This window comes from Allobosea sp. WAO (genome assembly GCF_001509835.1).
Classification (GTDB): domain Bacteria; phylum Pseudomonadota; class Alphaproteobacteria; order Rhizobiales; family Beijerinckiaceae; genus Allobosea.
Map to the genome: position 1 here is coordinate 72,563 of NZ_JXTJ01000011.1, position 14,925 is coordinate 87,487.

Annotated in this window: 14 protein-coding genes; 4 read left to right on the top strand and 10 right to left on the bottom strand. The window is 68.7% G+C overall.

What is annotated here, in order from left to right:
- Positions 1 to 13: 13 nt before the first annotated feature.
- Together ubiE and ubiB are read left to right on the top strand one after the other, a co-directional pair.
- Positions 14 to 775, top strand: a complete 762-nt coding sequence (ubiE, locus tag DK26_RS21175; protein ID WP_066476879.1) for a bifunctional demethylmenaquinone methyltransferase/2-methoxy-6-polyprenyl-1,4-benzoquinol methylase UbiE — start codon at positions 14 to 16, stop codon at positions 773 to 775.
- 145 nt (positions 776 to 920) lie between these two features.
- Positions 921 to 2,477, top strand: a complete 1,557-nt coding sequence (gene ubiB / locus DK26_RS21180; protein WP_066476658.1) for a 2-polyprenylphenol 6-hydroxylase — start codon at positions 921 to 923, stop codon at positions 2,475 to 2,477.
- 23 nt (positions 2,478 to 2,500) lie between these two features.
- Here ubiB and DK26_RS21185 read toward each other — a convergent pair whose 3' ends face one another.
- From DK26_RS21185 to DK26_RS21220, 9 genes are all read right to left on the bottom strand, one after another.
- Entirely contained in the window at positions 2,501 to 3,130 is a 630-nt protein-coding gene (locus DK26_RS21185; RefSeq protein ID WP_198162382.1) for a redoxin domain-containing protein, read from the bottom strand.
- A 56-nt stretch (positions 3,131 to 3,186) separates the two neighbouring features.
- On the bottom strand, positions 3,187 to 5,352 hold the full coding sequence (locus DK26_RS21190; RefSeq protein WP_198162384.1) for a protein-disulfide reductase DsbD domain-containing protein: 2,166 nt from the start codon (positions 5,350 to 5,352) through the stop codon (positions 3,187 to 3,189).
- A gap of 94 nt (positions 5,353 to 5,446) precedes the next feature.
- A complete protein-coding gene (rfbB, locus tag DK26_RS21195; RefSeq protein WP_066476662.1) occupies positions 5,447 to 6,502 on the bottom strand; it encodes a dTDP-glucose 4,6-dehydratase in 1,056 nt (351 codons plus the stop codon).
- On the bottom strand, positions 6,499 to 7,077 hold the full coding sequence (gene rfbC, locus DK26_RS21200; RefSeq protein WP_066476665.1) for a dTDP-4-dehydrorhamnose 3,5-epimerase: 579 nt from the start codon (positions 7,075 to 7,077) through the stop codon (positions 6,499 to 6,501). Before rfbC ends, rfbB begins: the two co-directional genes overlap by 4 nt.
- A 32-nt stretch (positions 7,078 to 7,109) precedes the next feature.
- Positions 7,110 to 8,231 (bottom strand): anhydro-N-acetylmuramic acid kinase, encoded by a 1,122-nt coding sequence (locus DK26_RS21205; protein ID WP_066476668.1) that lies wholly within the window; start codon positions 8,229 to 8,231, stop codon positions 7,110 to 7,112.
- Positions 8,232 to 8,336: 105 nt separating this feature from the next.
- Positions 8,337 to 8,546: a hypothetical protein gene (locus tag DK26_RS21210; protein ID WP_066476671.1), complete on the bottom strand. Its 210-nt coding sequence runs from the start codon at positions 8,544 to 8,546 to the stop codon at positions 8,337 to 8,339.
- Between the two features lie 109 nt (positions 8,547 to 8,655).
- Entirely contained in the window at positions 8,656 to 8,925 is a 270-nt protein-coding gene (locus DK26_RS29430; protein WP_198162386.1) for a hypothetical protein, read from the bottom strand.
- Complete coding sequence (locus DK26_RS21215; RefSeq protein ID WP_198162387.1) at positions 8,922 to 10,235, bottom strand: ABC transporter substrate-binding protein; 1,314 nt, start codon at positions 10,233 to 10,235, stop codon at positions 8,922 to 8,924. Before DK26_RS21215 ends, DK26_RS29430 begins: the two co-directional genes overlap by 4 nt.
- Entirely contained in the window at positions 10,232 to 11,755 is a 1,524-nt protein-coding gene (locus DK26_RS21220) for a serine hydrolase (protein WP_066476674.1), read from the bottom strand. The genes DK26_RS21215 and DK26_RS21220 overlap by 4 nt, the downstream gene beginning before the upstream one ends.
- Before the next feature lie 245 nt (positions 11,756 to 12,000).
- Here DK26_RS21220 and DK26_RS21225 point away from each other — a divergent pair, with 245 nt between their 5' ends.
- Positions 12,001 to 12,882 (top strand): NAD(P)-dependent oxidoreductase, encoded by an 882-nt coding sequence (locus tag DK26_RS21225; protein WP_066476676.1) that lies wholly within the window; start codon positions 12,001 to 12,003, stop codon positions 12,880 to 12,882.
- Positions 12,883 to 12,891: 9 nt separating this feature from the next.
- Here the strand turns inward: DK26_RS21225 and DK26_RS21230 are convergent, their stop codons facing one another.
- Positions 12,892 to 13,596, bottom strand: coding sequence for a GntR family transcriptional regulator (locus DK26_RS21230; RefSeq protein ID WP_066476681.1), 705 nt, complete (start codon positions 13,594 to 13,596; stop codon positions 12,892 to 12,894).
- A 389-nt stretch (positions 13,597 to 13,985) separates the two neighbouring features.
- On the opposite strand from DK26_RS21230, the gene DK26_RS21235 reads away from it, so the two are divergent.
- Positions 13,986 to 14,903: a TRAP transporter substrate-binding protein gene (locus DK26_RS21235; protein WP_248310062.1), complete on the top strand. Its 918-nt coding sequence runs from the start codon at positions 13,986 to 13,988 to the stop codon at positions 14,901 to 14,903.
- The last annotated feature ends 22 nt before the right edge of the window (positions 14,904 to 14,925 follow it).

Sequence of the window (14,925 nt, forward strand, 5' to 3'; positions counted from 1 at the left end):
GAGCAGCCCAGCCGTGACAGCAGCTTCCGACTCAACCCATTTCGGCTTCGAGACCGTGCCCCTCGCCGAGAAGCAGGCCAAGGTCGACGACGTCTTCCACAAGGTCGCAGGCCGCTACGACCTGATGAACGATCTGATGTCGGCGGGGCTGCACCGGCTCTGGAAGGAGGCGCTGCTCACGGCGTTGAAACCGCCGCGCGACCGGGCCTTCGCCCATCTCGACGTGGCCGGAGGCACCGGCGACGTCGCCTTCAAGGTGCTGGAGGCGGGTGGGCCGCGGGCCGAGGTCACGGTGCTCGACATCAATGCCGAGATGCTCGCCGTCGGCCGCGAGCGCGCCCAGAAGCGTTTCCCTGGTGACGACCGCATCCACTTCGTCCAGGGCAATGCCGAGGAGCTCGCTCTGCCGGACAACAGCTTCGACGCCTATACGATCGCCTTCGGCATCCGCAACGTGCCGCGCATCGACAAGGCGCTGAGCGAGGCCTATCGCGTCCTGAAGCGCGGCGGGCGCTTCCTCTGCCTCGAATTCTCGCATGTCGACGTGCCGCTGCTCGACAAGGTCTACGAGACCTATTCCTTCAACGTCATCCCGCCCATGGGCAGGATGGTGACCGGCGAGGCCGAGCCCTACCAGTACCTCGTCGAGTCGATCCGCAAATTCCCACGGCCGCAGGTCTTCGCCGACATGATCGCGGCTGCCGGCTTCCGCCGCGCCTCGTTCACGCCGATGACCGGCGGGGTGGTGGCGCTGCATTCCGGCTGGAAGCTGTGACGTTGTTCTCTGACATGATGCGCCTGTCGCCGTCATGGTCGGGCTTGTCCCGACCATCCACCTCTTCCCTTCCTTCACGCCGCAAGGCGTGGATGCTCGGCACAAGGCCGAGCATGACGGGGAAGGCTGATACGTACGCCGCCGCATGATCTCGGCCATCGCCCATCTCGCCCGCTCGGCGCGGGTCGGTTTCGTGCTGGCCCGCGAGGGCGCGCTCGCCCTGGTCGACCCCTCGGTGCTGCCGCCCGCGGCGCGCGGGCTGATCGGCCTCGGCCGGCTGATCGAGCGCAAAGGCGCCGGCTCCTCGGCCACGCGGCTCGCCGCCGCGCTGACAAGGCTCGGCCCATCCTATGTGAAGTTCGGCCAGTTCCTCGCGACGCGCCCGGACGTCGTCGGCATGAAGATCGCCGAGGACCTCTCGGCCTTGCAGGACCGGATGGCGCCCTTCCCGATGGCGCAGGCACGCGCCGCCATCGAGGCGGCCCATAACAAGCCGGTCGAGGCGATCTTCGCCGAATTCGGCGAGCCGGTTGCGGCAGCCTCTATCGCGCAGGTCCATCGCGCCCGGCTGCGCGACGGCTCCGAGGTCGCAGTCAAGATCCTCAGGCCCGGCATCCGCGACCGCTTCCATCGCGACCTCGCCGCCATGCGCTTCGGTGCGGAGCTGGCCGAGCGACGCTCGCCGGAGGCGCGGCGCCTGCGCTTTGTCGCCATCGTCGAGACGCTGGCGCGCTCCGTCACCATGGAGATGGACCTGCGGCTGGAGGCGGCTGCGCTCTCCGAATACGCCGAGAACACCAAGGAGGACACGGATTTCCGCGTGCCGGCGCCGGACTGGCAGCTCACGGCGCGCGAAATGCTTGTGGACGAATGGATCGACGGCATCCGGCTCTCCGATGTCGAGGCCCTGCGCGCTGCCGGCCACGACCTGCCGGCGCTCGGCCGCAACGTCATCCAGTCCTTCCTCCGGCACGCGATCCGCGACGGCTTCTTCCATGCCGACATGCATCCGGGGAACCTGTTCATCGACGCGCAGGGCAGGCTCGTCGCCGTCGATGGCGGCATCATGGGCCGGCTCGGGCACAAGGAGCGGCGATTCCTCGCCGAGATCCTGCTCGGCTTCATCACCCGCGACTACCAGCGCGTCGCCGAGGTGCATTTCGAGGCGGGCTACGTCCCCGGCCATCACGCGGTCGCCGACTTCGCCCAGGCGATCCGCGCCGTCGGCGAGCCGATCCACGACAAGCGCGCCGACGAGATCTCGATGGCGAAGGTGCTGACCCTGCTCTTCGAGATCACCGGCCTCTTCGACATGGCGACGCGCACCGAGCTCGTCATGCTGCAGAAGACCATGGTGGTGGTCGAGGGCGTTGCGCGCACGCTCGATCCCCATCTCGACATGTGGACCACGGCCGAGCCGGTGGTGCGCGAATGGATCACCCGCAATCTCGGCCCGCTCGGCAGGATCGAGGATGTCGGGCGCGGCATGCATACGCTGGCCTCGAGCCTCGCGAACCTGCCGGCGACGGTCGGCCGGGCGGAGCGTGTGCTCGGCCAGCTCGAGGACGCCTCCCGCAACGGCTTCTCGCTCGACGAGGCCAGCGTCCAGGCGATCGGCCGGGCGGAAGCCGCGCGCAATCGCTGGGGCAACTGGGCGCTCTGGCTGATCGCAGGGCTGCTCGCCTATGCGGTGCTGAGTTAGCGCGTCGCCTTAGGCCGGCCGTCTCAGCTCACCGGCGCGTATTTGACGGCGCAGCCATAGGCCTTGGTCGCCGGCTCCGAGACCGGCTTTCCGGCCTTCATCTCGGCCACCGCCTGGCGGACATAGCTCTTGGCGCCGGTCAGGCTGGAGGCGCTGGCGGAGGGCTTGTCGTCGATCGCCCCGGCATAGGCGAGCTTGCCCTTCGGGTCGATGATGTACATGTGCGGCGTGGTCTGGGCGCCATAGGCGCGCGCCATCACGCTCTTCGGGTCGAGCAGGATGGTGGCGGGCGCCGCGTCGCGGCTCTTCGTCAGCTCCTTGGCCTTGGCCGCATCGACATGGCCCTGCTCGCCGACGGGCGAGGAGATCACCGACAGCCAGACGATGCCTTCCCTGGCCATGTCCTTCTGCAGGGTCTGCATTGTCGCGCTGTTGTAGTGCTTACGGACATAGGGGCAGTCATGGTTGGTCCACTCGAGGATCACCGTCTTGCCGGCATAGTCGGAGAGCTTTTGGGGCTTGCCGTCGACATCGACGATCGAGAAGGCGGGGGCTGGTGCGCCCGGCTTCGCTGCGCCCTGGGCGAGCGCCGCACTAGAGGCCAGCGAGAATGCGGTGACGGCGAGGCCGGCGATGAAAGTCTGTCTGCTCATGGCTTTCATGTCTGTCTCCATCTTCCCGGTTGAAGGGCAGTCGTCCCTTGCGGGCCTCAACGCTTGCTGGCGGCGGTCTGGACCTCCCGGCCTGCAGCGCGCTCGGCGGCGCGGATCACGATGTCGGTGGTGAGCAATTGCGGCAGCACTTCCGCCTGCGCGCCCTTGGTGCCGGGATAGACCAGATAGAGCGGCACGCCGGCGCGGCCATGCTCGGCGAGCGCGGCGGCGATCGTGGCGTTGCGATTGGTCCAGTCGGCCTTGAGATAGACGACGCCGAGCGCGGCGAACGCGTCCTTGACGTCCTGCCGCGAGAGGGCGACGCGCTCATTGGCGAGGCAGGTGATGCACCAGGCCGCGGTGAAATTGACGAAGACCGGCTTGCCCTGCGCCTGCAACTCGGCGACGCGCTCCGGCGACCAGACATCGCTCGCGCCGGCGCTGGCCGGCACCTGCTTCGGCGGCACGGCGCTTTCGATGACGAAGGCTGCCGTCGCGGTGACGAACAGGGCGGCGAGGCCGGCGGCGACGATGCGCAGGACGGCCCCGCGGCGGCGCGTCACGCCGAGCAGCCAAACCGCGAAGCCGGCGACGAGGATCGCGATCAGCGCGGCGAGCGCGCCGTTCGCGCCGGTCTGCATGGTCGCGACCCAGACCAGCCAGATCGCCGTGGCGAACATCGGGAAGGCGAAGGCCTGCTTCAGCACGACCATCCACGGCCCGGGCTTGGGCAGGAGCTGCTGCAGGCCGGGCGCGAAGGAGAGCGCCACCACCGGCAGGGCGAAGCCTAGTGCGAGTGCAAGGAAGATCGAGAGCGCAGCGGCGGGCGGCTGCGTCAGCGCGTAGCCCATGGCCGCGCCCATGAAGGGGGCGGTGCAAGGCGTCGCGACCACGACGGCGAGCGCGCCGGTCATGAAGGCGCCGACCGGTCCGCCGCGGCTGGCGAGCCCGTCGCCCAGCCCCTGGACCTTGCCGCCGATCTCGAAGGCGCCGATCAGGTTGAAGCCGATCAGGCTCATCAGCACGGCGAGCAGGATGACGAGCGGCGGCGATTGCAGCTGGAAGCCCCAGCCGGCGCCGAGCGCGATCGCGAGCCCGGCGAGCACCATGAAGGTTCCCACCACACCGGCAAGGAAGAGCAGCCCGTGCACGCGCACCTCGGAGCGGCTCGCCTGTGCCGACTGGGCGAAGCCGAGCGCCTTGATGAACAGCACCGGCAGCACGCAGGGCATCAGGTTAAGGATCAAGCCTCCGGCAAAGGCGAAGGCCAGCGCCACCCAGATCGTCAGGTCCTCGGCCGGCGGCGCCGGCAGCGTCGGCAACGTGACCGCAGCGGGCGGGGCAGGCGGGGCGCTCGCCTGCGCCAGCAGATCGGGTGCGACATCGGCGCTCAGCGCCAGCGCCCGCTTTGTCCCGCCCTGACTGTAGGTGATGACGCCCTCGACGCTCGGCTCCGCGATCCGGAAGGCGCTGGAACGCGACAGGGTCAGTGTGCCGCCTTCGCCCGGCTGGGCGGCGGCATGCTCGATCAACGTGTCGGAGAGCGGAAAATAGCGCAGCTCGCTGATCCCGGCCGGCAGCTCGGGGATGGCGAGCGTCATCTTGTCCGGCCCGCTGGCGGTCAGCTTGGCCCGGAACGGCGCCTCCTGCGGCAGCCCCGCCAGCGTCCGCTCGATGCGCGCCTGTGCGGCGCTGTCGATGACGGCTTCGGCCGCGATGGGCAGATCGAGGCTCAGCACGCCCTCTTCGGGGATGCAGATCTTCTCGCAGACCAGCCAGGTCGCCTTGGCGGTGATGGCAAAGCGCTCGCCGGGCTTGGCGTCGGCCGGCACGCTGATCTCGACCGGCAGCAGCACCGTTCCGTCGAAGCCGAAATTGACCAGCGGCTCGAAGGCGATCGCCTTCGGCGCCGGCCACTGGATCGGCCCCGCCGTCGCGCCCTCGGGCAGTTGCCAGTCGATCTTGGTCGGCTCGCCGGAATCGCCGGGGTTGCGCCAATAGGTGTGCCAGCCCGCGGTGATCTTCTGCGTCAGCGCGAGGTGAAAGCGCTCGCCGGGCGCGACCGCGTCGCGGCTCGACAGCAAGGTGGCGGTGACGCGCGGCGAGGTCACGGCGCTGGATTCCGCCGCCAGGCTGACAGCGGGGGACAAAAGCGCGAAGCCGAGCGCAAGGCGCCTGACCAGGGCGAAACCGGTCCGGGCGGTGGTAGCGAGCATAGTCATGGCGGTTTTGATGCCCGTTTTGCCATGTGATTGCCAATGACAAGCCGGTGAGAGCGGCACCACGCCGCAGGCTCCGCCTTGTGCGCGCTACGCCTCAGCCCGCGCCCAGCCTTTCCCCGCGATAGACGCCGCTGCGAATCCTACTCCACCAGTCGCGGTTCTCCAGATACCAGGCGACGGTCTTCCTGAGCCCGCTCTCGAAGCTCTCCTGCGGCCGCCAGCCGAGCTCGCGCGCGATCTTCGTAGCGTCGATCGCATAGCGCTGGTCATGCCCCGGCCGGTCGGCGACGAATTCGATCAGCCCGGCGCGCCGGCCGATGCCGGCATCGGGCGCAAGCTCGTCCATCAGCGCGCAGATCGCCTCGACGACCTCCAGATTGCTGCGCTCGGCGCCGCCTCCGACATTGTAGCTCTCGCCGAGCCGGCCCTTCTCCGCGATCAGGGCGAGCGCGCGCGCATGGTCCTCGACATGCAGCCAGTCGCGAACATTGGCGCCGCTGCCGTAGACCGGCAGCTTCTTGCCCTCGAGCGCGTTGAGGATCATCAGCGGAATCAGCTTCTCGGGGAAGTGATAGGGCCCGTAATTGTTCGAGCAGTTGGAGAGCACGACGGGCAGCCCGTAAGTGTGGTGCCAGGCGCGCGCCAGATGGTCCGAGGCCGCCTTCGAGGCCGAATAGGGCGAGTTGGGCTGATAGGGCGAGCTCTCCGTGAACAGGCCGTCCGCGCCAAGCGAGCCGAACACCTCGTCGGTCGAGATCTGGTGGAAGCGGAAGCAGGCCTGTTCGTCGGGAGGGAGCGAGCGATAGTGCCGCAGCGCCTCTTGCAGTAGCACGAAGGAGCCGACGATATTGGTCTCGATGAAGGCGGCCGGCCCGTCGATCGAACGGTCGACATGGCTCTCGGCCGCGAGATGCATGACGATGTCGGGCGCGAACTCGGTGAAGGCCCGTCGCATCGCCACCGCATCGCCGATGTCCGCCTGCAGGAAAGCGAACCGCGGATCGTTCGAGACGGGCGCGAGATTGTCGCGATTGCCGGCATAGGTCAGCTTGTCGACGACCAGCACATGATGCGGCGTCTGTCGGATCAGGTGGCGCACCACCGCCGAGCCGATGAAGCCGGCGCCGCCGGTGACGAGATAGCGCTTCACCGGGCGGCCTCGTAGCTGAAGGGGCTGTCGAAGCCGGCAAGGCCGGGCAGGACGGCATCCTTGCCCGAGAGCTGCGCCTCTCCGGGCGCGACGGGCCAATCGATGGCGAGAGCAGGGTCGTTCCAGGCGAGGCCGCCCTCGCATTCCGGCGCATAGGGTCCGTCGACCTTGTAGGCGACCTCGGTGCCGGGCTCGAGCGTGCAGAAGCCATGGGCGAAGCCGTGCGGCACGAAAAGCTGCTCGCCGCCTTCGGCGGTCAGTGTCGCCGCGCACCATCTGCCATAGCTCGGCGAGCTCCGGCGCAGATCGACAGCGACGTCAAAGATCGAGCCCCTCAGCACGCGGACAAGCTTGGCCTGCGGCACCGGCGGCGCCTGGAAATGCAGGCCGCGCACCACGCCGCGCGCCGCCGAGAGCGACTGGTTGTCCTGCACGAAGACGGCGTCGATCCCTGCAGCGGCGAAGGCTTCGACGCTCCAGGTTTCCATGAAGTAGCCGCGCGCATCGCCGAATTTCTTCGGCCGGACCAGGATGACGGCCGGGATGGCGAGGGGTTCGAAGGCGAATTTGCTCATGGCCGTCGTTCAGCCCCGCCGCGCTGCCGCTGTCAACGCCCCCTTGCGATCCGCCCGCCGCTCATCGGCTCGGGGACGCCCGTGGTGAGCGGGAAGCTGATCGGCAGGCCGGCCTTGGCGCGCATGGCCAGGAAGGCGAACAGCTCCGCTTCGATCGCGTCGCCGCGCCAGCCCACGGCTTCCGCGGGAATCGCCTCTACACCGCTGCGGGCATTGAGCGCGGCCATGATCGCCGGATTGCGCCGCCCGCCACCGCAGACGATCAGCCGCTGCGGCCGGATCGGCAGGAGGTCGAGCCCGCGCCCGACGGCTCCGGCGGTGAAGGCGGTCAGCGTCGCCGCCCCATCCTCGAAGGAGAGCCCGTCGGCCATCGCCGCGGTGAAATCATGCCGGTCGAGCGATTTCGGATAGGGCGCGAACAGGTAAGGATGTTCGAGCAGCCGGGCGAGCCTTGCCTCGTCGACATTGCCGGCCAGTGAGAAGGCGCCGTCGCGATCCATCTCGCCCTTGCCGTGGCGTTTGATCCAGTCGTTGAGGGGCGCATTGCCCGGGCCGGTATCGAAGGCGAGCACTTGTCCGTTGGCGTCGAGCGCGCTGAGATTGCCGACGCCGCCGAGATTGAGCACCGCCGTCTCGCTGCCGGCGCCGAGGCCGCGCAGCAGCGCCGCATGATAGCTTGCCGCCAGAGGCGCGCCCTGGCCGCCGGCGCGAACATCGGCGCTGCGAAGATCATAGACCACGTCGATGCCGAGCCGTTTCGCCATCAAGGCGCCATCGCCGAGCTGGCGGGTATCGCCCTTGCGCAACGGCGTCGGCGCGCGGTGGAGCACGGTCTGGCCGTGGAAACCGATCGCGGCGACGTCGCTGGCGGCGATCCCCTCCTCCGCCAGAAACTGCGCGACGGCATCGCTCTGAGCCAGGGTCAGCGCACGCGTCGCCTCGGCGAAGATTGCAGGCTCAGGCCCTTCGAAGCGCCAGGACAGTGCCGCCTCGACCGCCTGCCCCAGCAAAGCGCGGACGTCGGCGGTATAGGGCGCGAGCCGCCAGGGGCCGAATTCGGTGACCGTCTCGCCATCGCTGCGGATCGCCGCGATGTCGATATTGCCGTCGAGGACGGTGCCGGTCATCAATCCGATCGCCCAAAGCGGCTGCATCGGGTTCTCTCCCGCGAATCTGCTTGCAGCGATGGTTCGCATGGGCGGCGTGCCGGCGCTAGCCGCGTCGAGATCGACCCAGGCCAGAGGGGTCTTGCTCGGCCTTCAGCCGACCATCAGAGCCGCGTCGAACGCGTCCTGCAGCATCTGCTGGCACTGCCGCGCCTGCTCGCGGGCGCCCTCGTGCAGGATATGCGGGGCGATGTCCTTGAGGTCGCGCAGCGCGAAGTCGATCGCCGACAACAGGTCGAGCGCGTCGCCATCGCTTTCGGCGACGACCGGCTTCAACGGACGGAACTGAAGAACCTGACCCATAACGCTCTCACGGACTGCAACGATTCGCTCGCAACAGTGTCGTCCGGCATGGGTCATGAACTGGTTAACGCCGCGCTTCGGGCCGGTTAACGCGGCGCATATCGGCGCCTCAGTTCTTCTGCACGTTCCAGAACAGCATGACAGGTGCGGCGAGCACGCCCGAGACATTGCCGCGCCTGGCATAGGGCTGGTCGAACTGGCCGAGCACCCGGTAGGGCTGCATCTCCGCGAGCCTCTTGTGCAGCGTCTCGATTGCCGCCTTGCGCGCGGTATCGTCGGGCGCATCGACCACGGCACCGCGCAGTTTCTCGGCTTCGGCGTCGCAGGGCCAGCCGGCCCAGGCGCGCTCACAGGCCATATTGGTGCCGATATTGGTCATCGGCACTGCATGGTCGCGCCCGAGGCATAGGTGACGAACAGGTTCCAGCCGCCCTGGTCAGGCGGGTTCTTGTTCTGCTGGCGCGTGGTGACGGTGCCCCAGTCGGAGAACTGCACGTCGACATTGACGCCGGCCTTCTTCAGCTGGGCGGCGGCGACCTCGGCCATCCGGCCGATCGCGGCGATGTCGTTGCTGGTGGTCAGCACGAGCTTTTCGCCCTTGTAGCCGGCTTCGGCGAGGAGCTGCTTGGCCTTCTCGGGATCGGGCTTGGCGAAGGCGTCCGTGCCCGCCTCGGTCCCGTTCGGGCCGCCGCAGATGAAATAGGCGTTGCAGCGCTTCCACCACTCCTCGTCGCCGAAGCCGCCGGCCAGGAATTCGGCCTGGTCGGTGGCGAAGGCCAGCGCAAGCCGGGCCTTGGGGTTGTCGAAGGGCGGGTGCAGGCTGTTGGGGCGCAGCATCACCTGGTTGGCGAGGTTGGAGTAGCGCTCGACCTTGACGTCCCTGGCGCTGGCGACGACCGGGATCAGGTCCTGGCTCGGCTGCTCCCAGATGTCGATCTCGCCGGTCTGCAGGGCCGCGGCGGCCGTCGCAGCATCCGGCATGATCACCCATTCGACCCGGTCGACCTTGACGACGCGCCCGCCCGCGAGCCCGTCGGCCGCCTCGGAACGCGGCACATAGTCGGGGTTCTTGTCGTAGACGACCTTGGCGCCGCTGCGCCATTCGGCGCGGTTGAACTTGAACGGGCCGGAGCCGATCGCCTCCGTCACCGGCTTCATCGGGTCGGTCGCGGCATCGGCCTCGCGCATGATCACCGGGATCTGGCCGACCGCCGAGCCGAGCGCGAAGGGCACCAGCGCCATCGGCTTCTTCAGCTTGAGCACGAAGCTCTTGTCGTCCTTCGCCTCTATGCCATCGGTGTATTCGCCGAGCTTGCCGCCGATCGTGTCGCGCTTCATCCAGCGCGTCAGCGAGGCGATGACGTCGCGCGTCGTCACCGGCTGGCCGTCATGGAATTTCAGGCCCGGCCGCAGGGTGAAGGTCCAGGACAAGCCGTCCGGTGCGGTCGAAAAGCTCTCGACCATCTGCGGCTTCGGCTGGAGATTGGCGTCCCAGGCGAACAGGGTTTCGTAGATCATCAGCCCGTGCATGCGGGTGATGACGATCGAGGCCGCCACGGGATCGAGCGTCTTGAGGTCGGCATGCGGGGCGACGCGCAGCACGTTCTTCGGCGCCGGCTGGGCCTGCACCGGTGTGGTCAGGAGCAGCGCGGCCGCGCCGATGAGCGCGGCGAAACGGGAAGCGGTCATAGCGTGGCTCTGTCAGTGAGGCGGTCGAAATGCAGGATGCGCGAGCGGTGACCGGCGAGGCGCAAGGTTCCGTCCGGCTGCAGCCATAAGCAAGGCCGGTGCCGCCAGGGGCCATGCGGGAGGTCTGCGAGCGCCCGCCCGCGGGGCAGTGGCGTCAGCGCCGTCTCGATGGCAGAGCCCGCCCAGGGCAGGCGGGCGCTGCCATCGCCACGGATCAGGATCTCGGTGCCGAGGTTTCTGTCGCGCCAGCGCCCCGGCAGGCGCGGATCGAGTGCCGTGGCATCGGGGACGCGGGTGAGCCGGCGCGGCACGCCGCCGATCAGGCCTTCGACCGTATCGGCGCCGCTGCGCTTCAACCTGATGTCGAGATAGGCTGGCAGGCTGCGCATCCCGCCGGAGCCATCGGCGACGAGCTTCTCATAGCCGCCCATGAAGCTGATCGCGCCCGCGCCGAATTCGGCCCAGAACGGTCCTTCCTCCGCCGCGAACAGCCCGTCGGGCATCTCTTCGGCCGGTGCCGGCAGGGTTTGCCCGAGCAGGGCGGCCAGCACGCGCAGCGCCGGCCACAGCGTCTCCTCCTCGCGATTGCCGAGCAGGACGACGCCGACGCCCTGTTCCGGCGCGATCAGAAAATGGTTGCGATAGCCGGGCAACGAGCCGCCGTGACCGAGCAATTGAACATCGCCGAGCGTGCTGGCGACGAGGCCAAGCCGGTAGACGCTGGCGCTGCCATCGGCGAAGGTCCGCGGCGCCGCCAGTTGTTCGAGCAGGCCGGCGAGCGGCTCGCGGCCGGCAAGCAGGGCGCAGGCCCAGCGCGCCAATGCCGCGGCACTGCCGGCCATGCCGCCCGAGCCCGAGAAGTTGAAGCCATAGCGCCCGCGGCGCCAGGCATCGCCCTCGCGCCAATAGCCGGTCGCCAACCCATCGATCACCTCGCTCTCGTCGCGGGCGAAGCGGATCGGCAGGCCTAGTGCCCCCATCAGCCTATCGACCAGCCGGGTATAGCTTTTGCCGCTGTGCTGCTCCAGCACCGCCTGGGCGAGGCGCCAGCCGGTGTTGGAATAGGCCATCTCGGTGCCGGGCTCGCCGTTCAGCGCCGGAAACAGCCGGGCGCGCGCCAAGATCTCGTCCGCGCCGAGGCTGGTGGTGAACGGCACGCCCTGCTGCCAGAAGGCCTCCATTGTGTCGGGCAGGGCGCCGGTCATGTCGAGCGCTCGCGCAAGCGGCACGGCGGCAAGCGCCGGCGGCGCCTCGGCGAGGAGCTTGCCGAGCGGTTCGTCCAGAGGCACGCCGGCGCGCAGCAGCAATGCGGCGCAGATATGCTTGCTGATCGAGGCGAGCCGGTTCGGCGTGTCCGGCGTGAAGGGCAAACGGTGCTCGATCGCGGCGAAACCGCCGCTCGCGACCTCGCGGATGCCGTCGCGGTCGAACAATACGATCGCGCCGCCCGGTCCACCTTCGCGCGTCCAGGCCTCGGCGATCGCCGCCGCTTCGTTCCGCGCGCCGCTCCAGTCGAGCATCCCGATCCTCCCGCCGATTCCGGAGCGAAGCCCGAGCGGATGTTCAGCGCAATGCCGTCTCGGGCGCAATCGCATGGCCATGCGTCCGCGGCAAGGCCAGGCGACATTCCCGGCTCGTCGCGCTTCGCGTCGGAAGTGTTTGTATGCAAGAATGCGGCGGTGCTCTCTGCTGCGGCCCGGCCGCACCGTAGGCGCAGAACAACAGCAAGAGGCGGCGGAAGCCGCGGGGGATCGGAGACATCGGGATGAGCGAAGCGGTCGGTTTCATCGGGCTGGGATTGATGGGGGCGGGCTTCTGCAAGCGCCTTGTCGCGAGCGGTCGCAAAGTCGTCGGCTATGACATCGATCCCAATCGCCGGAGCGAGGCGCAGGCCCTCGGTGTCGAAATCGTCGGCTCGCCGGCCGAAGTCGCGCGCGGGGTGCGGCAGATCTGCATTGCCGTCACCACCACCAAGGCGGTCGATACGGTGATCGCCGGGAACAACGGCGTGCTCGGCGCGGCCCCGGGGGGGGCCGTCGTCATCGATTTCTCGACCACCGAGATCGCCGTGACCAAGAAGCTCGCCGCCGCGCTGGCGGCCAAGGGCATCGGCTTCATCGACGCGCCGGTCTCGGGCGGGCCGCCGGCGGCGGAGGCTGGCACGCTCGCCATCATGGCAGGCGGGACCAAGGAGGCGGTCGAGGCGGCGCGGCCGCTCGTCGAGCTCTTCGGGCTCTTCACCCATATGGGCGATGTCGGCGCCGGCCAGGCGACCAAGCTGGTCAACCAGGCGCTCTGCCTGACCAATTATTGCATCGTCGCCGAAGGCCTGCGCCTCGCCGAAGCCTATGGCGTCGATGCCAGCCGCATCCCTGCCGCCCTGGCACCCGGGCTCGGCAATTCGGCGGTGCTGCAGGCCATGCTGCCGCGCATGATCGCGCAGGATTTCGCGCCGCGCGGCTATGCCCGCCAGGTGCTGAAGGACCTGGAAATGCTGACCGAGGCCGGCCGCGAGCACCATCTGGCCATGCCGATGGTGGCGCAGGCGACGACGCTCTACCGCATGCTGGTCGGCCAGGGCCACAGCGAGCTCGACGCCATCGCCGTGGTCAAGGTGTTGCCGGAGGTCGCGCCTCCCGCCGCCTAAGTCGAGCCTTCAGTCGGCGGGTCCGCGATCCGTTCCCGCCGACTGCACGACGGCAAGCCCATTGGCGAAATGCTGGCGCATCAGCGCGGCGAGGCTCTCGCCATCGCGCTCCTGCAGCGCGGCGACCATCGCCTCATGCTCGCGCATCGCTTCGTGCCAGCGCTGGCCGTGGAGATTGGGCAGGTATTTGGCGCGCTCGACCCGCGGCGCCATTCGCTCCCAGACGTCGAGAAGCACGGGATTGCGGGCCGCCTCGATCATCGCCCGGTGGATCCGCTGGTTCAGCGCGAAGTACTCGGGCAATTCGCCGCGCGCATGGTGCCCCCGCATCTGCTCGTGCAGCGCAGCGATCTCCTCGATCTCCTCGTCGGAGACCGCCTTGCAGGCGAGGCGAGCCGCTAGAGCCTCCAGCGTCGAGACGACATCGAACAGCGCGGTGATGTCGTCGAGGCTCAAGGCCGCGACCTCGGCCCCGCGGTTCTGCGAGAGCGTGACCAGGCCCTGCGCCGCCAGCGTCCGCAGGGCCTCGCGCAGCGGGGTGCGGGAGACGCCGAGTCGGTCGCAGAGTTCCTGTTCGCGCAGCTTCTGCCCGGGCTTGAGCGCGCCGCTGACGATCATCTGGCGCAAGGCCTCGACGGTCGCGACATGAAGCCGGCCCTTGCGGCGCGGCGCCGTCTCTACCCCCTCGGCGCCTTCCGTGACCGTGACGCTCATCTGCGCGCTCCCCCGGCGGAGCGGGTCTTGATCGCCGCTCCTGCTTGACGCTTCGTCAAACTTGTATGCAAAATACCAGTGCTCAACAAGGACCGCGCAAAGCGGCGAAGGGGAGAGAAGCGTCCGGGCCGCCATGCCGCAGCAGATCCGCCGTTGCACGCCGCCATTCCGCGCCGCACCGGGCCATGCGCCCGCTCGCGCGCCGATCGCGGTGGCCAGTAACGGACATCTCTGCCGGCGCGACGGCCGGGTTTCGCTGCAATCATAACGGCACAAGCCAAGCGAGAACGGGAGGAGTTGTCATGCTGCGTCGGCGCGAACTCTTAGTGGGCGCGGGTGCGCTCGCAAGTGCCCAATTCGTAGGCCTCCGTGGCGCGTCGGCGCAGCAGGTGAAACTGCGCTACGCCCATGTCGGCTCGGAAGGCGATATCCAGTACTGGTATGGCGACGAGGCCGGCAAGCGCATCCCCAAGGCGACCGTCGACCGCGTCCAGGTCCAGGTCTTCCCGAATTCGCAGCTCGGCGGCGTGCAGGAACTGATCGACGGCGTACGGTCCGGCGCGATCTCGATGGGCCATCACGAATTCGCCTCGCTCGCCCGTCTCTCCAAGGACATCGCCGTCTTCAACGCGCCCTTCATCTACCGCGATGGCGCCCATGCCCTGGCGGCGACCGATCCGCAGAAGTCGGAAGTCCTGATCGAGTTCAACGACAAGCTCGCCAAGGATGGCGGCATGCGCATTGTCGGGCGGCTCTTCCGCGGCGCGCGCCAGATGACCGCGAAGATGGCCGTGCGCTCGCCGGCCGACCTGCAGGGCAAGCCCTTCCGCGGCGTGCCGCTGCAGCTCTGGACCACGATGATCAAGGGTTTCGGCGCGATCCCGACCCCGGTCGAGGTCGCCGAGCTGCCGACCGCGCTGATGACCGGCATGGTCGTCGGCCAGGAAAACCCGCTGACCATGATCAACGCCAACAAGCTCTACGAGGTGCAGACCCATGTGATGCTGACCGGGCACATGCAGAACGTGCTGCCCGTCTTCATCAACGAGCGCGTCTGGCAGGGCATGGGCGCCGACGATCGCAAGGCGGTCTACGAGGTCTTCGAGGTGCTGGCACAGGACACGTTGCAGCAGGCCAACAAGGCCGAGCAGGACCTGATCGGCGAGCTCAAGAAGAAAGGCATGACCTTCGTCACCGAGCAGGACGGGCTCAAGCTCGTCGAGTTCCGCGAGCGGGTGATCGCCGAGGTCAACAAGGACTTCCCGAGCTGGAAGCCCTATATCGAGCGCATCGCCGCGGTGAAGTGACGCTTCGCCAAGCTGCCGGGCG